At 36.0% G+C, this 19775-nt stretch carries 13 protein-coding genes; 3 read left to right on the top strand and 10 right to left on the bottom strand.

Annotated features, from left to right (window positions below; all coding sequences use genetic code 11):
* Positions 1-74: 74 nt before the first annotated feature.
* The 8 genes from KEM10_RS00135 to priA form a co-directional block, all read right to left on the bottom strand.
* A complete protein-coding gene (locus tag KEM10_RS00135; RefSeq protein ID WP_212211924.1) occupies positions 75-1580 on the bottom strand; it encodes an MBOAT family O-acyltransferase in 1506 nt (501 codons plus the stop codon).
* Positions 1568-2995 (bottom strand): SGNH/GDSL hydrolase family protein, encoded by a 1428-nt coding sequence (locus KEM10_RS00130; RefSeq protein WP_212211921.1) that lies wholly within the window; start codon positions 2993-2995, stop codon positions 1568-1570. Before KEM10_RS00130 ends, KEM10_RS00135 begins: the two co-directional genes overlap by 13 nt.
* A gap of 93 nt (positions 2996-3088) precedes the next feature.
* Positions 3089-4642 carry a lytic transglycosylase domain-containing protein gene (locus tag KEM10_RS00125; RefSeq protein ID WP_212211918.1) on the bottom strand — a complete coding sequence of 518 codons (1554 nt, stop codon included), beginning with the start codon at positions 4640-4642 and terminating at the stop codon, positions 3089-3091.
* Positions 4643-4648: 6 nt separating this feature from the next.
* On the bottom strand, positions 4649-5305 hold the full coding sequence (locus KEM10_RS00120; RefSeq protein WP_212211915.1) for a DUF5683 domain-containing protein: 657 nt from the start codon (positions 5303-5305) through the stop codon (positions 4649-4651).
* 30 nt (positions 5306-5335) lie between these two features.
* Positions 5336-6211: a ParB/RepB/Spo0J family partition protein gene (locus tag KEM10_RS00115; RefSeq protein ID WP_212211912.1), complete on the bottom strand. Its 876-nt coding sequence runs from the start codon at positions 6209-6211 to the stop codon at positions 5336-5338.
* A gap of 32 nt (positions 6212-6243) precedes the next feature.
* A complete protein-coding gene (locus KEM10_RS00110; RefSeq protein ID WP_212211909.1) occupies positions 6244-7023 on the bottom strand; it encodes a ParA family protein in 780 nt (259 codons plus the stop codon).
* Positions 7024-7160: 137 nt separating this feature from the next.
* Positions 7161-8162: a bifunctional heptose 7-phosphate kinase/heptose 1-phosphate adenyltransferase gene (locus tag KEM10_RS00105; protein ID WP_212211906.1), complete on the bottom strand. Its 1002-nt coding sequence runs from the start codon at positions 8160-8162 to the stop codon at positions 7161-7163.
* A 278-nt stretch (positions 8163-8440) separates the two neighbouring features.
* On the bottom strand, positions 8441-10912 hold the full coding sequence (gene priA / locus KEM10_RS00100; RefSeq protein WP_212211903.1) for a replication restart helicase PriA: 2472 nt from the start codon (positions 10910-10912) through the stop codon (positions 8441-8443).
* A 114-nt stretch (positions 10913-11026) separates the two neighbouring features.
* Here priA and KEM10_RS00095 point away from each other — a divergent pair, with 114 nt between their 5' ends.
* A complete protein-coding gene (locus KEM10_RS00095) occupies positions 11027-12319 on the top strand; it encodes an LVIVD repeat-containing protein (protein WP_212211900.1) in 1293 nt (430 codons plus the stop codon).
* A gap of 73 nt (positions 12320-12392) precedes the next feature.
* Here KEM10_RS00095 and KEM10_RS00090 read toward each other — a convergent pair whose 3' ends face one another.
* The gene (locus KEM10_RS00090; RefSeq protein ID WP_212211897.1) at positions 12393-13244 is read right to left on the bottom strand and encodes a TraB/GumN family protein; all 852 of its coding nucleotides are present in this window, start codon (positions 13242-13244) and stop codon (positions 12393-12395) included.
* A 41-nt stretch (positions 13245-13285) separates the two neighbouring features.
* On the opposite strand from KEM10_RS00090, the gene KEM10_RS00085 reads away from it, so the two are divergent.
* Together KEM10_RS00085 and KEM10_RS00080 are read left to right on the top strand one after the other, a co-directional pair.
* Positions 13286-14110, top strand: coding sequence for an MBL fold metallo-hydrolase (locus tag KEM10_RS00085; protein ID WP_212211894.1), 825 nt, complete (start codon positions 13286-13288; stop codon positions 14108-14110).
* Positions 14111-14265: 155 nt separating this feature from the next.
* Complete coding sequence (locus KEM10_RS00080) at positions 14266-16074, top strand: sensor histidine kinase (protein WP_212211891.1); 1809 nt, start codon at positions 14266-14268, stop codon at positions 16072-16074.
* A gap of 54 nt (positions 16075-16128) precedes the next feature.
* On the opposite strand, the gene KEM10_RS00075 is transcribed toward KEM10_RS00080, so the two are convergent.
* Positions 16129-19608, bottom strand: coding sequence for a hypothetical protein (locus KEM10_RS00075; protein ID WP_212211888.1), 3480 nt, complete (start codon positions 19606-19608; stop codon positions 16129-16131).
* Between the last annotated feature and the right edge of the window lie 167 nt (positions 19609-19775).

The following is a 19775-nucleotide window of genomic DNA, read 5'->3' as shown; positions in this document are numbered from 1 at the left end:
GATAAATATAACCTTTTCGCTAAACCTTAACAAGCCTCAATACATATGAAAAAATGCATTTCACAAATATTTAATTAAAAGCGGAAGTAGATAAATGGTAAAACATCAGATTGATGCATTTGAATGATAATAAATACCATTGATGCGGCCACAATTATTTTTACAATTAGCGGTAACTTAATGAATACTAACTTAAATCGATGATGCCAACGTGCTGGAATAAAATGAAGAATGAAACCCAGTAAAATCAGGATAAACAAATAAGTCTGTGAGAAAACAACATCTGAAAAACTATTGGGAGAAAAAGCCCTGAATAATCGACTAATTAATATTTCAGCATTTTCCAATGAGTCTACCCTAAAGACAATCCAAGTAAGAACAACAAAATGAAAAGTTATAAACCATCCTGCAAATAGACGTACTTTATTTCTACTTGCTTTCCAAACACTCAATACTACCCGATTGATAACTAAAGCCATTCCATGTAAAGCTCCCCATACAACAAACTTCAAAGCAGCTCCATGCCATAATCCTCCAAGCAGCATGGTTATCATCAGGTTAAAACCTGTTCGTAAAGCATTTCCTTTATTTCCACCCAAAGGGATATATAAATAATCGCGAAGCCACGATGAAAGACTAATATGCCATCGTCTCCAAAAATCACGAATAGAAACAGCCTGATATGGATGATTAAAATTAACAGGTAGACGGAAACCAAGTAAAAGAGCTACTCCTAACGCAATATCTGTATAGCCCGAAAAATCACAATAAATTTGAAGTGCATATCCATAAACCGCTAATAAAACTTCAAATCCTGAATAAGAAATAGGATGTTGAAAAACACGATCTACAAAATTTACAGAGATATAGTCGGAGATGACCATCTTCTTAAACAATCCACCTAAAATTAAAAGAAAAGCCCACCACATCCATTTCTCAGACAAAACAAAACGCCTATATATTTGAGGAATAAAAGATCGGGCACGCACGATAGGCCCAGCAATTAACTGGGGGAAAAACGAAACATAAAAACCAAAATCAATAATGTTAGTTACCGGCTTAAGTTCCCGCCTGTAAACATCAATGGTATAACTAATTGTTTGAAAAGTAAAAAATGAGATACCTACTGGTAAAGTAATTGAATTGATATCAAATTGAGTTCCGCTAACCTGATTAATCCATTGGGCAAGATAATCAACCACATCAATTGGTTTGTGACTTATGGCAGATATTACATCTGCTATAAAATACGTATATTTAAAATAAGCAAGAACTGAAAGATTGACTAGTAAACTAATCATTACCAATAGCTTCCTTACCATTTTCTTGTGAAACTTCCCTAATAAGAGACCAATAAAGTAATCAACAATGGTTGATAAAATCAATAAGGAAAAGAAGTATCCCCCGGTTTTAAAATAAAAATATAAGCTGGCAACAAATAAAAATCCACTCCGTAATATCCTGTTTTTACAAACAAGCATATTCACCAATAATACAATAGCAAAAAACGCCCAGAATCCTGTTTGGGTAAACAGAAATAAATCAGACTGACTTTCTAACCATTGTATTAGTTTTTCCATAATTGTAAACTATCAAGTGGCACAAAGGTACTATCATTCATCTGGTACAGATCATCAAAATGCTTCCATAAAGCTGTTACTAAATATTCAGCGGCTTTTTCACCGCCTTTTCGTGAGAAATGTACATAGTCAGTTAATGCTAAAGGTGGTTCTTCTTCAGTCCATTTTACAATTGATCCGGCCCCTCCCATGGCTTCATACAAATCAAAATATGCAAAGTCGTATTGAAGAGCTAACTCTTTTTGAGTATTTCGCAAATCAACCAGATGCTTGTACGATTCTGTCTGTCCATCGATACTTTTTGCCGCATCAGCAACACCAACAAATAAAACAGGTACATCAGGCAGATACTCGGTAAGAAGGTCGAATTGTTTAGCCAATATTTTCCTGTAAAAACCATAGTTGGAGGTTTCCGTTGGGATAATGTTAGTACCATATTGGAGTATAATCATTCCAATATTAAGCTGTTCACCCATTGCTTTAAATAAATCGGCATTTGTTCTATGCAATAAAGGTGAACTTTGGCCACGCAAGGCAATATTATCTACTGCTACTCCTGAGATACTATCCAGAGCCACTCCTAAAACAGCTACTTCTTTATTACTTTTAATTTGAAATAATATAGACGGTGAAACCTGCGAAAACAACCAGTTAATCTCCGTTAGATTGGATGATAATGGCAAGGTGTCGTTGATTACTTCGGTATTTTTAATTGATCCTTTAATAATAACAGAATCACTATGTGGAGCTAGAAATAGCTTTATTCTTTGATAATTTTTTGCATGAGGCTCTGCCCAGGGTGATTTTGATATTTTAAATTCCCCAACAAGCGCAGTATCTATTAAAGCATATTGACCAAGTAAACCGTAGGTATTCCTACTCTTATCTCGGTTTCTATCATAAATTGATTCTAATTGCCAGTTATCGTTATTGTCGAGCCACACCGACGGATTCATCCTTTGAGGATCAAGAATACAATTTAAACCAGGGCCACTACCTCCAAATCTCTCCTGAAACCTTTCTCTTAAATGCTCTGTAATCCTATCTCCTTCAATTTGAGAATCACCAAAATGGAGAATTCTCACAACCTCCTTATGTTTATGCGCATTACTAAGTTTGTCATGAAACAATTTAAGCTGTGACAGAAACTTTGAGGGACAACTAAGAAAATTGGCCACTATTACAGTATCTTCCTTAACGGGAGCTACAACTAATGTATCTTCCGGCTCTATTAATAAGCTGTCCTGTTTAAGCAATGAAATAATTTCGAAGCTATCCTGCTGATTAGTGATTAAATCGGGGTTAGAGAAATTTAGTGATTGTGGTAGGAATTTTAGAGGTATAAAATATAGCATAGCATACGCCAGACCTATAATGATCAGATAAATAAATAGTATGCGAAGAGCTTGTCTCATTGCTATTTTACTTACCAAAATAAAAAGAAAATTTCTCCACTAAAAGAAATAGGGAGAAATTATGATGAAGTAATAAGTTTCTGTAAACTAAAACTATGCTTTTGGCTTTATTTTTAATTTTTGTCCCGGTGATATTTTGGCACCATTACTAAGGTTATTCAACCTCATAATGTCGGTATTAGAAACACCACTGTATTTTTTAGCTATACTCCATAAATTATCGCCAGAGCGAACAGTATAATAGATGTATTCACCATCTTCAATAACTGGCTTAGGTTTACTTTTTACAGAAGTGCTAGCTGTTGCTGTACGCCCATTTAATCGTTGCTTTTCAGCATAGGACATGCTATTTATACTTTTATAATATTCAACCTTATTTTTAGGCACATAGATAGCCAGTTTTTGTCCTACCTTAATAAGATTACGTCGTATATTGTTCCAGTAGCGCAAATCGGATGTTCTAACATCGTACCAATCAGCAATCAGTCCAACAGCATCTCCTGATTTAACCGTATACCAAACCGTTTCTTTTCCTTTTGGTACAGATGGTGTGTATTTTGTGTATTCAGGATTGGATACTAATTGACCTCCCGGAAAATAGTTATTTCGATTATGCGCGTAAATGGTGTCTTCATAAGCAGCAAACTCTGACGATAAATTTAAAGATAACCTTAATGGGTAAGGCTCTTTATTTGCAGGTACAACGTCTCGTCTGTACTGAGGATTTAAATCTCGTAAATAGTCTAACTTAACATTCAGCATTTCTGCCACTTGTTTCAGATGAAGAGGCTGATTTACCATAATCGTATCCGATACAATAGGCAAATTATTGGCTGATGCATAAAGATTATGCTCTTTAGCATAGGTAAAAGTGTATGTAGCCGCAATAAACGCTGGAACATACCCTCTTGTTTCGCGAGGCAGATGATAGTATATCTTCCAAAAATCCCGATGTCCACCCGAACGGCGTATTGCCTTATTAACATTACCTGGTCCACAGTTATAAGCAGCTATTACCAAAAACCAATCTTTATAGATATCATATAAATCCTGCAAAAAATCAGCAGCAGCCACTGATGACCTATATGGATCACGTCTCTCGTCTACATATGAATTGATATTCAATCCATATTGTTTTCCTGTGTAATACATAAATTGCCACAGACCTGATGCACCGGCTCTGGAGTATGCTCTGGGATTTAAAGCAGACTCTATAATTGGTAAATATTTTAGTTCCAAAGGCATCTGACGGGCATCCAATACTTCTTCAAACATTGGGAAGTAATACTGAGATAGCCCCAGCATACTTTGTACCTGTTCACGACGCTTTAAGGTATACAACTCTATATACGCCTTAACCTTTGAATTAAATGTGTAATTAATTGGAGAACTAATCTCTGATAATCGCTTTATATAAACAGAGTCAGGCAATGAAAGCTTTGCTATACTATCATTTTCAGGTATACTATCTAAAACCAGATTGGTAGCAGATTTACTAACATACCATTGATTTACCAGACTATCTAAGCATTGCTCAAGATACTCAGGAGCAGGGTCCGGAAGAGTATCAATAACTGTAGTTTGCCCTTTCCCACTTAACCCTATCATCACTATTGAAAGCGATACTAATCCTTTCTTTAACCACATATGATATCAAAACTTAAAATTCAACTGAATTCCCACTCCTCCATAATCACCTCGCGATGATTCCATGATTGTGGGATTAACTCGCATACTTAAATCATCACTAATACTAAAATTGTAAAAATGAGCATCAACTGCAGCATCTACAATTTGAATAATGTACACCCCTACCATAATAAAGTAGCTGAGGTCGCGATATCGTTTATAATACTGTTTTTTTCTTTCCAGAGCATCTTCAAACCAAGATTCATAGGTACCTCCCACAACGTCTGCTTCGGTCAATCCGGGAGGTATAAACTCGAGATAACTCTTATTACCCGGGTCTTGGATAATAAAATCGCGATAGGCTGATCTATATTTTTTATAATACTTTGAGTTGAAATGAATGGCATATCCGGTAGCGCCAATTCCTCCATACAGAATAGGGAGTTTCCAGTACTTTTTATTGTAGATCTGCCCCATACCCGGTAAAATAGCGGCATAAAATGACGCTTTATGGGGCGAATGAGGTTTTTTCTCTTTAACAAACTCAACCTGTGTACCTTCTATAAAAGCCGTATCCTTATTTAATACTAATGTATCTGATTGAGCCCATGAAGTGATGCAAGTGCCAAGCAGAAATACGAGGCTAATCAGCCATTTGCGATGTGATAATGCTAAGGTCAATGTTATTAATTTTTGGTAAAGCTATAATTACTACTTGGCTTTATCCAATATACCAATGATTTTTTCCAATTCATCATCAGACGTAAAAGGAATTACAATCTTTCCTTTTCCATTTTCTGTGCGGGTGAATTGTATATTGGTTTGAAAGAATGTTGAAAGCTGCGACTTCAACTCCTTGTACTCTTCAGGATCTTCAGTTTTTGCCTTTTTTTCTTTCTTCTCTTTTTTGCCAGAGTTAAGATCTCTCACCAACTCTTCAACTTTACGAACTGACAAATCATTTTTAACTGTCTCTTCGTAAATTTGTAACTGAGCATTCGGATCCTCGACACTAATTATAGCACGGGCATGCCCCATTCCTATTTCTTTTGCAACAAGGCCTAACTGAACTTCTGCTGGTAATTTTAACAAACGAAGGTAATTAGTAATGGTAGAACGCTTCTTTCCTACACGCTCCGACATACTTTCCTGCGTTAGCTTACATTCTTCAATCAATCGTTGATAACTAATAGCAACCTCTATCGGATCCAGATCCTCACGTTGAATATTTTCAACCAAGGCCATTTCCAACATCGTATCATCATCAGCAGTTCTGACATATGCAGGAACTTTCTCCAATCCGGCTAATTTAGAAGCCCTGAAACGACGTTCACCAGCAATTAACTGATAACGATCTTTTCCAATCTTACGCAGTGTTAACGGCTGAACAATACCAATCTCTTTGATTGACTTGGATAACTCTTGCAAGCGCTCATCATCAAATTTAGTTCGTGGTTGCCATGGGTTGGCTTCAATTTTTGAAATTTCAATTTCATTAATAGAGGAGGCTGGTTTACTTTGCGTCACCTCATCAGCATTGTCAATCAATGCTCCCAATCCACGTCCTAAAGCACTCTTTTTTGCCATCTTAAATTACCGATTGATTAATTGTTATATTCTTATTTCTTTATTGCCAGGTTGTTTTTCTTAAGCAATTCTTTTGCCAAATTTAAATAATTAACTGCACCTTTAGAAGTGGCATCGTACATCACAACGGCCTTACCATAACTTGGTGCCTCACTTAATTTAATATTACGCGATACCAACGTTTCAAAAACCATATCCTGGAAGTGTCTTTGAACTTCTTCCACAACCTGATTTGAAAGGTTTAATCGTGAATCGTACATGGTAAGCAAGAAACCTTCTATTTCCAATTCAGGATTCAGTCGGCTTTGAATAATTTTAATGGTATTTAATAATTTACCCAATCCTTCCAATGCAAAGTATTCACATTGTACAGGAATTATTACCGAGTCAGCAGCTGTAAGTGCATTAACTGTAATTAATCCCAATGAAGGAGAACAGTCAATTAATATAAAGTCATATTGATCGCGCAATTGTTCAAGCACACCACTTAATACTCTTTCGCGATTTGGAAGATTCAGCATTTCAATTTCTGCCCCAACCAAATCAATGTGCGAAGGCATTACGGCCAAATGATCAATCTCGGTTTGTAAAATTGCTTTTGTTGGGTCAATACCGTCAACAATACATTCGTATATGCTGTCATCAATCTCTTTTAAATCAAATCCTAATCCTGATGTAGCATTGGCCTGGGGATCGGCATCAATAATCAGCACCTTATATTCCAGTACAGCCAAACTGGCCGCCAGGTTAATAGCAGTGGTTGTTTTTCCAACTCCTCCTTTTTGGTTTGCCAAAGCAATTATCTTACCCATATTATTTGGTGTTTTTATTTGATGAAGTTAAGGCTTACAAAATGGAAATTTTTTTCCGAAAGCCAAAGTTAATCTTTTCTTAAACATTTAGGCAGACTACGTATATTTTTCGCATTAAGTTACGAACAAAATAAGGTCTATTGTTTTGCCAACTTCATCAGACATTCCTCCATAAGTTCTTGCTTATCAATAGGCACCACGCCTGAATGTTCACAAACAAGCCCCCCGGCCATATTGGCTATAGCTGCCACGTACTCTGATTGCAAACCCGATGCAAGACATAAGGCACTCACACTTATAACGGTATCACCGGCTCCGGAAACATCAGCTATATTTCTTATTTCAGCCGGAATAAAATGATATGATTGTTTATCAATGATCATTACTCCCCTTCGGGCCATAGTAACCATCAAATTATTAAACTGCTGCTGTTTTAAAAAATCTTTACCCGCAGCCAGCATCTCCGATTGATTATCGGGATTAAGTTCCAATTTACATCCTTCTAAAAATTCCTTTAAGTTAGGTTTGAAAAATGTAACCTCCCGATAATCCATAAAATTTCGTTTTTTAGGATCTACCAGAGTTGGAATACCTTTCTCGTTGGCCAATTGAATGGTATAACTGATTGATGAAGGAGTTAAGGTTCCCTTATCGTAATCTTCAAAAATAATGGCATCTATCCGATAGCTTTCTAACAAACTTGCGATGTGATCTTGCAGCTTCTGTTCTAATTCTTCAGACAGAGGTTTATCCTCTTCTTCATCAACCCGCAGCAAATGTTGATTCTGACTAATAATTCGGGTTTTAACTGTTGTTTGCCTCTTACTTGAACTGATAATGCCATCCGCAGGAAGCTTTCTCTTTTTCAGTAATTGATGAAAAATACCACCCGCATCGTCTTTACCTACTACCGAACAAAGAATTGGAGTAGCTCCTAACGACTGAATATTAAGAGCGACATTGGCAGCACCTCCTAAACGATCTTCTCTATCAGATGTTGAGATGATAGGTACCGGAGCCTCTGGTGATATACGTGAAACATTTCCCCACAGGTATGAATCAATCATTACATCCCCAATTACCAAAATGTTCATATTATCAAAACCATCAAAAACTTGTGAAAACTCCTTCCTAGTCATGCCAAAAAATTTTGGTAAATATATAAAAAACAAATGTGGCCACTGACAGAATATTAAAAGTGTTACGCTCTTATTTTGGTTGTATATAATGTGTAAACTCCGTTTGTCTTGAAAAGCATTCTGTTTTAGTATTTTCTAAAGTTTAATAGCAAATATTAAGATTTATCCTTCGTTTTTGGCACAGCACTTGCAATATACCTATCAGATTTTTTTTCATAGATTTGGGTTAGGTTAATAATGAAAAGGATGATAGCAACGGTTATCATCCTTTTTTATTTTTATGCCGGATCAACATCTATCTGAAAAGTAACATATCGATAAGCCTGCTGGGATTGGAGCGAGAAGATAACCTCTTGAATTAATTGCTTTACCTTTACTGGCGATGCTTTTTTCTCAACTTTTATCAGCACTTTTTTTATAAACTGATTTTGAATACGGTTGATGACAGGTGCTTGTGGCCCTAATACACGATTCCCCAATACGGTGGTTAATTGTTTTGCAATAAAATAGGCAGCCTGATTGGTAATCTGTTGGTCCTTGTGCTTTATTGTAATGTATATCAATCTGTGAAAGGGAGGATACTTGAAAGCACGACGCTCTTCAATTTGACCTTGGTAATGGTTGGCAAAATTATGATTGATAACATCCATAATAACAGGGTGCTGCGGATTAGAAGTTTGCAATATCACTAATCCACGCTTGTGTTTACGACCAGCACGACCACTTACCTGCGTCATTAGCTGAAAACTTCTTTCAAAAGCTCTGAAGTCAGGATAATTAAGCATATTATCAGCATTAAGAATTCCCACCACACGCACATTTTCAAAATCAAGTCCCTTTGAAATCATTTGTGTTCCAATCAAAATCTGCACTTTTCCTTCTTCAAATTTGCTAATTATTTTGTCGTAAGCGGATTTGCTTCGGGTAGTATCCAAATCCATCCGGGCTACTTTGTAATCAGGATACAAAATGGACATTTCTTCCTGAATTTTCTCCGTTCCAAAACCACGCGTTTCAATAGCAGGGCTATGGCATGCGGGACAAACATCGGGTAACTTCTCGGTGTGATTACAATAGTGACAAACCAGCTGATTAAAGTGCTTATGGTAAGTCATACTTACGTCGCAATTAACACACTTTGCAACCCAGGCACACTGACCACATTCTATAAAAGGGCTAAATCCTCTTCGGTTTTGAAATAAAATTACCTGTTCACCATTAGCAAGAGCTTCATCCATATGCTGTAAAAGCACAGGTGAAAAATGCGAATTCATCTTTTTCTTTCGTCGAGCTTCGCGCGTATCAACCGCAATAATCTCCGGCATCTGAATCCCCTCAAAACGTTGAGTTAATTCTATCAGAGCATATTTGCCTTGTTGGGCATTAAAATAGGACTCGATGGAAGGGGTAGCCGTTCCCAAAAGAGTTTTGGCTCCAAAAATATTTGCCAATACAATGGCCGCATCTCGCGCATGATAACGTGGAGCCGGATCGAACTGTTTATAAGTATTTTCATGTTCTTCATCCACAACTATCAATCCCAGATTCTGAAAAGGTAAAAAGATGGAAGAACGAACACCTAAAATTACCTTATAGGTTTTTTGTTCCAGAAGATTATTCCACACCTCCACCCGTTCAGCATCTGCAAATTTACTATGGTATATGCCCAGCAAATTGCCAAAGTGTTTTTTTAACCTGGTTGTAATTTGTGTAGTAAGTGCAATCTCAGGAAGTAGATATAATACCTGCTTACCTTTTTTCAATTGCTCTTCAATTAAATGAATATATATTTCGGTTTTACCACCTGAAGTAACTCCATGCAACAGACAAACATCTTTTGTAGCAAATGCATTTTGAATTTGCTGATGAGCATCTTGTTGTGCTTCATTTAAAGGATGAGCCTCATGCTTTTCCTTCTCGGTTAAATCTAGGCGATCAATATTTCGCTCCGATTCACATACTATATTCTTAGTAATCAGCTCCTTTAAAGTTGATGATGAAGCATTGTTCTTTTTCAGCAGATCTTGCCTGGATACAAAAACACCTTCATTGGCTTTATTCACCCCACCACACATGCTTAGAAAAGCCATTAATAATTCAAGCTGTTTTGGAGCACGCGACAAATTATCGAATGCGGCATGCATGCTTTCATCATTCTTGTATTCATCACACAATGAAAGTACTTTTTCTGTTTTGGCCTTAAATCCCTCTTTTAATTTTTCGTTGACGAATAAAGCGTTGTATTCCAATAGACGCTTTAAAACAGGCAAGCAATTTTTTAAACCACTCAACTGATTCAATTCGTTAATGGTACATACTTTTTTCGCTGATACAATATCCAGAATCTTATCTTCATTGGGCGATAAAGGATGGTCAGCAACAAACTCAGCATTGTAAATAACATTGGTTTCGCTTTCCATTTTTAACCCTGAAGGAAGTGCTGCTTTATAAACTTCACCCAATGTACATTGATAATAGTCGGCCAGCCATTGCCAAAACCGAAGTTGCTCATTATTTACAATGGGAGCCGAATCCAAAACACTTAGTATGGGTTTGGTTTCGTACTCTTTGGGCTTATTATTATGCAGTTTAAATACAATTCCGGAGTATGATTTCTTTTTTCCAAACGATACAACTACACGCTTTCCCACTTCCACCATAGATACCATATCTTCTGGTATACTATAAGTAAACAACCGGGGAAGCGGAACGGGCAATATTATATCTACAAATTGGTTTTGTGAACTCATTTTTCTATTGCATTTGAAGTGGTAAAGATAAACAGAGTAGACGGATTTTGATTAGAAAAGCAACCTTTGAGTTAAAATCCCATCTAAATAGTTGACTGAAATAAAAACCTAGCTATGAAAAAGAATAATTTCTACCTAAACATCATTCTTCTCGTGCTGCTAATAAGTGGCTGTCAGGATAAAACATACGAAGAATACTGGGTGAATGAACCGGTTTACCTATCATATGATGATCTCAGATCAAGCATACAAGAAACAGATGAACAACCTCTGGTGCTACCTGGTAAGATTTATTTTAAAGACAATTACCTTTTCATAAATGAGTTAATGAAAGGTGTACATGTGTATGACAACACTAATCCCGAAACCCCGGCATACAAAACTTTTATAAAAATACCCGGAAATGTAGATATTGCGATAAAGGGAGACCTCTTATATGCAGATAGTTATATTGACTTAGTGGCCATTAATATAAGCTCTATCGATCAGCCCAAAGAGAAACATCGGATAAAGAATGTATTTAACTATACGGTGCCGGAAACTCAAAATAATTATCGCATAGGAAATATAGATTACTCCAAAGGGGTGGTATTGGATTGGAATGTAAAAGAGGTGAAAGAAGAAGTTGTAGAGGATGATTACCCAATTTATTACGATGTGGTTTATTCGGCAGATTATGCTCTTATAAACTCAGCAAGTAGAGGAGTAACAGCACAAAGCACTAATACAGCGGGAATAGCCGGTTCTACGGCCAGATTTATGTTATACAATAATTTTTTATATACAATTAACCAAGGTTGGTACATTGCTATTTATGATATAACTACGCCCGAATTACCATTGGCTCAAAATGGATTTTACCCAAATAATACAGCTGAAACACTGTTCATAAAAGATGATCTTCTGTTTATTGGCGGGCAAAGTGGCATGCAAATCTTTAGCCTGAACAATCCGGCTGAGCCCCAATACATTTCGGGTTACAGCCATATTACAGCCTGCGATCCGGTTGTGGTAAATGACGACTACGCCTTTGTAACTCTTCGCTCAAACAATTTTTGTGGAGGAAATACCAACCAGTTAGATGTAATTAATATTCAAAATATTGAATCACCCCAACTAAGAAACTCACTGGCATTAACTAATCCACATGGATTGGGTGTGGATAGAGACTTCTTATTTATTTGCGATGGAGATGAAGGGCTTCGGGTTTTTGATGCTACAGAACCTGAACAGATGGGTCTATCTAATCAACTGAAGCAATTTAATGATATACATGCGGTTGATGTAATACCATTGGGTGACGTTCTTCTAACGATAGGTAACGATGGATTTTATCAATACGATTATACTAATATAAATGACATGAAGCTGTTGAGCCATATTGAGGTAACAGCTTCGGAAGATTAACAACACTATGTTGAGCCTTAACATAGCTCTGTAATTACTTAAGAAAAGAGGGAGGTAAATACACCTCTCTCTTTTATTTTACAGGCTCAACTGTATATCCTTCTGCTTTCAACAGCTCTATTACTCCCTTATCACCAGCCAAATGACCAGCTCCGAAGGCAATAAAACTTGGTTTTTCTGCCATGGCCTCATTAAGAATAGGAATCCATTTTACATTCCTGTTGTCGAGCAAAAACTCACTAAACTCCTTCATTTCTTCTTCCTGCAAAATGAAATTATATAACGCATTAATATCCTGATTTTTATAAGTATCTACCATTTTCATTAATAGCTTCTTATCCTCTTCCTGATTCTTAATGCCATCTATCAATAATTGCAATTGCTTTTCGTAAGGAATGTTTTCAAAAATTGCAATCTGCTCTGTAGCTGTCTCCAAACTTGAAATTTGCATATCTGCCTCTTTGGCCAATTTTATAAATTCCGTCTCATATTGCGATGGCTGATCACAATCTAATCCAAGTTTGACACTTAACATAGTAGACAGCGCCCAGGGTTTCATAATCCCCAACTGATCGATACCAACACCCAAAGTTTGGGTTAACACATCATTTAATAATTTTTGATCTTCTGCTGTAAGATCGCTTTTAATGTTTTTCATTTGAGGATTTACCATTCCCTTCTGCACGGTTTGCAACACAGCAGGATCAGATATATCCATCTCCAACACTAACTGATCACATTCTTCAAATATCGACTGCGTTTGTTTAGGTAAAAAGAAATCATCAGGACAAATAACATGGATTGTTCCATACAAATAAGAAGCATGTTCAAGGTTACTTCCGGTAACTTTCCATAGCAATGAGTTTTGGGCATTAGAAAAGCTAATAAAACACAGTAAAATAGCAGATACAATAATTTTCTTCATAAATTAGGTCTTAGAATTCATTAAAAAGTCAACGCAAGAAAGTGAAAATAATAAATATCATAGAAAATAATAGCATTAATAATCAAATTAAATGCGAACATGGTTTGTCTACCTATATTGAAATGGGCAACCAAAAAGTATTGTTTGATGTAGGCCAGTCAGATAAGTTCATCAACAATGCCAAAACTCTAAAAATTGACTTAAATGAGATTGATTTTGTAATTCTTAGTCATGGTCATTACGATCATACCGGAGGAATACCTGCGTTTATAGATATAAACAAGAAAGCCAAGATTATTTTACACCCCAATGGCTTAAGAGAACGCTTTTCGCGATCATCTAAAATGATAAAATCAAATGGTATTCCGTGGAGAGAAGAATGGAAGAAATTTGAAGATAGAATTCTTTTTATTGAAAGGTCAACCGAGTTATTTCCAGGCTTTTGGATTATTACAGATTTAAATGGTCAAGGTAGTAATCAGGTATTAAATGATCGCTTGGTATACAAAAAAGAAGATGAATATATTCCAGACCCTTTCGAAGATGAGGTGGTAATTGTAATGCAAGAAAATAACAAAACAGCACTTTTAAGTGGTTGCGCTCATAATGGAATAGTTCCCATTTTAAAAAAGACAAATCTGCTACTAGGCATTAAACGTTACAACTTTATAGGTGGTGGATTACATCTAAATGGTAAATCAAACAACCAGGTTTTAAATGTTATAGAAGAGCTTAATGACTTTAATATTGACACTTGGGGCTTAAACCATTGCACTGGTCAAAATGCCATTGAACTATTTGAACAATACCTCCCAGGTAAGGTTAAAAAGTTTAACGGGGGTGATAAAATACTTTTTAACAATTGAATTAGAAATAGTTATTAAATGCCTTTATTAAAAATTTAAGTTACCTTTGCATCCATATTTGGAAGAGTACTTAATTGTAAGGGGAAAAAGTATTTTAAGTTAATTCATCCTAATAGGACAACATTACTTTTTGTTACTAATTGGATTTATGCCATATGGGGGAGCGTGTATCAAATAGGGGAATTGATTCACTGAAGGATCGGATAGTCAACATATCTTTAGAAGTAGGCACAATTATGTATGCTATTGCTTTTGCTATTAGCTTTAGCAATGTGCCTAATTATTTTAACCAGCTAAATTATATTGCCAACTCAATTGTTTTAGCAATTGTTTTTAGTGTTGCTATTTTTCGCAAGAGAATAAATCTAAAGATAAAATCCTCTATTTTAATCTTTGCATTAATTGCAGCTGTTAGCCTTCACGTGGCTTGGTTAGGCATCTATTCCGAATATATGCCTTTAATCATAATGGTCCCCTTCTTTTCAATTCTTGCTTTTAACATTAGAAAGACAATAATTGTATTTGCAAGTACCATTTTAATTATTGTTATATTGGGTACTTTACACATTGGAGGTTATCTCAAACTAGAAGAACATGATTTAAATAGGTATAAGCATATTCAAACATGGCTAATGGCCCTTATCATTTTAGCCTTTGTTTCGGTGTCAATACTAATTATTTTAAGTCAATTCAATAAAGCTTTCACATTTTTAGTGGGTGATTTGGAGCAAAAAAATAAAGAATTGGCTTTTAGCGAACAGAGTTATCGGGAAATTTTTAATTCATCGAGTGATGCTATTTTTAAACTTGACCATAATGGCCAAATTGAAGATGTTAACGATGCAATGTTATCCATGTATGGATATACGAAAGATGAAATAAAAGATATAACATGGGAAAAGCTCAGTGGCACAGATGACGAAAACTTTTTTAAAGAAGCCAGCAAAGCATTTCAACAATCAAAGAAATATGAAAGTGTTGTATTTGAATGTTTGGCAAGGAAAAAGAATGGTGATATTTTCTGGATAGAAGTATCAATGAAAACAGCTGTTATTCTAGGTGAAGAAAAAATACTATCTATCGTTCGGAACATAGATGAGAAGAAAAAAACACAGCTTCAACTAGACGAGTACAGAAATAGACTGGAAGATTTAGTGCAAGACAGAACTGCTGCATTATATAGGGCCAATGATGAACTTACTAGGATAAACGGTAATTTGCATTATCAGAAAGAAGAATTAAAGATAGCTTTGAACGAATTGAACGAAGCCCATGACAAATTGCTAAAATCAGAGAAAATGGCAACCTTAGGTGTTCTTGCTGCTGGCATTGCACACGAGGTAAATAGCCCACTACAATATATACAGGGAGGAGCTTTAGGCATAGAAGCCTATTTCGAAAAACATTACAACACCATTCCTGAGGATGTGAAATCCTTATTAGATTCCATTAATGAAGGAGTAAACAGATCAGCTGATATCGTAGCCAGTTTAAACCAATTCAGCAGACAAAAGCAAGAAAAAACTGATGCTGTAAACATCCACCAAATAATTGATAATTGTCTAACCATTCTGGGTAATAAAATTAAATACAAAGTTGATATTGAAAAACATTTTCAACGTGATGATATAATCGTTTCGGGAAATGAAGGCCAGTTACATCAGGTAATTATAAATATACTTACCAATGCCATTCAGGCTATGCATAATGAAGGTAAAATCAATATACAAACAAAACTAAAGGATAACAAAGCTGAGTTAATCTTTACAGATAATGGGGAGGGAATAAAACCTGAGGACCTGAGCAAACTAACAGAACCATTTTTCACCACCAAACCTTCTGGTGAAGGAACAGGACTTGGATTATCTATTTCACAGAAAATTATTGAAGAGCATAAAGGTCAGATATTATTTGATTCGACTCTTGGCAAAGGAACTACTGTTACCATAATTCTACCTTTATAAAAAAACAAAGGCCACTCAAAAAAGAGTAGCCTCTGCATTATTCAACAGTGTATTTTATTTCGTGTACAAAATATCAGCTCCAATGGTTCCTTCCAATTCAGCAAGGTAAGCATCTGACGAAGCGTGAGCTAGTAACTGATTAGCTCTTTTAATACGCCCTTCGATATCCATTTCAGCAATTATTTCAGCATTGTCTTCATTGGCTTTGAAAGATTCCAAATAATCAATCTGATCTTTGTGGAATTTCACATCTTTCTCTTGCTTATGTTTTAAGCGAGCTTTGTACCAATCGCTGTTAACAACGTAATCACGCTCAAAGTACTTTCTTAATTCAGGATCACTGATATCTTTTCCTTCATATTGACCATAAGCCATAATGTGAAGAAGAATTTTCAATGGAGGAACTGCTCCGTCTACACTACCATCCTCAAAGTAAGCCAATGCCACTTTCTGTTGCGCCTCAACAATATTGTTAATACCGTCAACAAAATCTTCCATACCTTGTAATTCAGGCTTAAGCATTTTTTCATTAAAGACAGCTAAAGGCTCATCAAACAAACGGTTCATGCATCGGAAAGCAAAGTTTTTAGTGATACGGTATCCCAAACGGCTTGCCAATACTTTTTGACCTTCATATTCAAAGTCTTCAAGCTTCTCTAAACAGTCGTTTTCAATCAGCGTTTTAGGATCTCTGTCCTCAGGCACTAAGCGAGCCCATATTTCAGGAACCAAAATACTAATATCATGATCGAATCTGTTTTCACCACCTACATAACCGGCAGCAGAACTGAATCCCTGATATTCGGTAAGAATGTATGATAACAATGCATTATTAAGGTCTGATGTTGGAACCAACATATTAAAAGGACCTTTTGTTAATGCCCCTTCAGTACCTGCACCTGTGGTTGATGGCGATTTACCTGTTAAGCTACAGATAAAATCCATAAACAACTCAGGAAGTTCTTGGTAATGAATTGGATTATAAACAGCCAACGGACGAATTCCAGCTTTGTGATCTGCCGGATTGTTTCTTCTACCCGGAAGAACAGCATTTACAGGATTAATAACAGGATCTTCGCTTTTAATCTTACGATGCATACGAATACCTATTTCAGCCATATAGCTATCCATCGTTTCGTTGGTATAAATATTACGCTGCAAGTAACGTGGATTCTTTGTAGGTTCACCTTCAACCAAACGTGGATGTGATGGAACCACGAAATAACCATCTTTATTGGCTTCAACAATTCCTTTGATCAATTCTTTTACCGGCTCGGTATACTGCTCAAAGCTAATTGCATCATCAATTAAATCTTTGGCATCCTGAAGCGTTAAAGGCTCATAATTTGTAAGGAATGTATTCTTCTGAACAATGTCAGCCTCAGCTTCAACATCGTAACCTCTGATGATAGCCTCATCCGGACGCTGGAATAAGTGCGCCTCACAGTTGGCTACCATTTTCAAACTCTTGTTTGTGTACTCAACGTTAAGATCTTTTAATTTATTTGATGGCAAAGTAATAGATGCTGAAATATCATCCTCCATCTGTATTTTATGACTTGGAATAAAGTCAGATCTTAGTTTATGCAATAACCAGTGTCCTTCCTGATCGAAACCAATACGTACATAGCTCGCTAATACATTATTATGTTTGTACAATAAGGTAGTTCCTTTACGGCCGTTGATAAATTCAACCGACATGTAATCTTTCCAATTACCTTTCTCCTTATCATTACGATATAGTCTTTTAATATAAAGAACTAATGAACGAATATGATCCGGAATATTATTCAACCATAAATTATACTCATCGTTATATTGATCTGATGGAGTTAATAATTTAACGGCAGATCCCAATGTTCTCTGAGGACTTAAGAATGGACGTGAATCATCTGCATCAGGACGAATATTCTTCCAACGGGTTGAATAGTCGCGATCGATAATCATATCGGCCAATTTAAAGTCTTCCTCTAAATCAACAATATTGAAAGTACCATATTTAATGGCATTCTGCATCGACTTAGAAATCTCTGACTTACCACCACCAGAAACCGTACAAGGCTTATGACAGAACATTCCTTCAGGAGCTGTATTAACAATTCTCCATAATGGTTGAGCAGGGTGCTTAGCCAATTGGAATTTATTTCCTGATGGATGAATATAGTGCTTCTCAGGAGACAGTTTCAAAAATTGCTCTTTACCTTTATATTCCCAGCTTACCTTATTGGTGTTAATGTCAATATTTGCATTCTCTGGAATATAAATGATATCAGCGTACTTTTTATCAACCGCATAATTCATTTCGGTGTTTACCTCAATGCGATCTCCTAATAATGTTTTTGTATCTTCAAAAGTATATGGCTTATCTAGTTTTGATGAAAACACTTCACCAAAAACATTTTCCCCCATAATTCCACGAGGGAAAGCTATTGCACCACCAGCATGCTCTTCTTCAACCAAACCATAAATATTAGCTGAATAACTAATTTGTGTTTTGATTTCTTTTTTAGAGTATCCGTAATAGTTATCAGCAATAAGAGTTACAACAACGCCTCTCTCATCGCGACAAGTTATTTTAAAAGCTCCTCCTTCGTTATATAATTCATCTGCATCCTTCCAACACATACCATCTTTACGCTGTCTTTCGGTAGCGTCGTCGTAATGTGGAAGACCAACATCTTTTTTCTTCAGCTTTGTTAATTGAGGCGCAAGAATAATACAACCTGTTGTACCAGTCCAATGCTCCACATCTAATGCTGAGTCGTTCTCTGCCAGATTGTGATCACCTGCATTGCCAAAAATATTTTCAACAAAATCAAGATTACTCACCAAACTACCTGGAGCAAAGAAACGCACTTCCATGCTTTTTTCGCTGATTACTCCTTTTACTTCAGGACATACAACCGGACGCATTAATAACGAAACCATTATTTTGGCCTTATCTTCCTGTGCAGCTGTAAAAGGCAAAACATTATACTCATCTGAAGGATTCATAGCTGAATGCAGCAAGTGAGCAAATGTAATTTTTGGTACTTCTTTCTTATCCAAAGGTACAGGTAATGATCCTCCAACTATATGGAACGTTCCTTTGGTGGTACGTTTGTCGTGAAGTGGGTTATTAAGAATACCTTGCTTAACGCGGTATGATTTCACCAATTCACTTTCAAACTTGTCTTTATTAGGTGGCAAACTAACTTCACGAGCCAACCCTTTTTGATTTAAGACAAATGTTTTATTTGGCAGTTTGAATGATTTATCAAACTCCACATCTTCCAAATAAGAGTCAAGAAAATTCTGAATGCGTGTATCAACAGGGGAAAGGTGATCTGATAATAAACGTGATTTTTCTCTAAAACTGTTGATAAGCCCCTCGGTAAGGGATAGAAACTTTGCATTGGAGAATTTTGTTTTCGCATCCGATTCGTCGTAAAACAAAGGTTGCCCCAATGACGCCAACTGAAGGTTGATGTATTGAATCATGTCCTTCCTATCCTTCTTGCTGGGTGTTTGCTTGATAAGCATATCGTCTTTCATAATTGGTACACGATTTAAGTTATGAATGAATTGCAAATTTAAATAAATATTGCCTTTTTTAATAACAATTTGTTAGAAACAGAGTGTTAATGTTTCTAAATTATTGCTTAAGTTCATAGGAGATTTACATAATCATACATGCAAATCGGGTCAGAAGACAATCACAG

The organism is Carboxylicivirga linearis (assembly GCF_018271995.1).
Classification (GTDB): Bacteria; Bacteroidota; Bacteroidia; order Bacteroidales; family Marinilabiliaceae; genus Carboxylicivirga; species Carboxylicivirga linearis.
The sequence above is the reverse complement of the archived record's forward strand: the minus strand, read 5'-3'. Positions and strand labels throughout refer to the sequence as shown.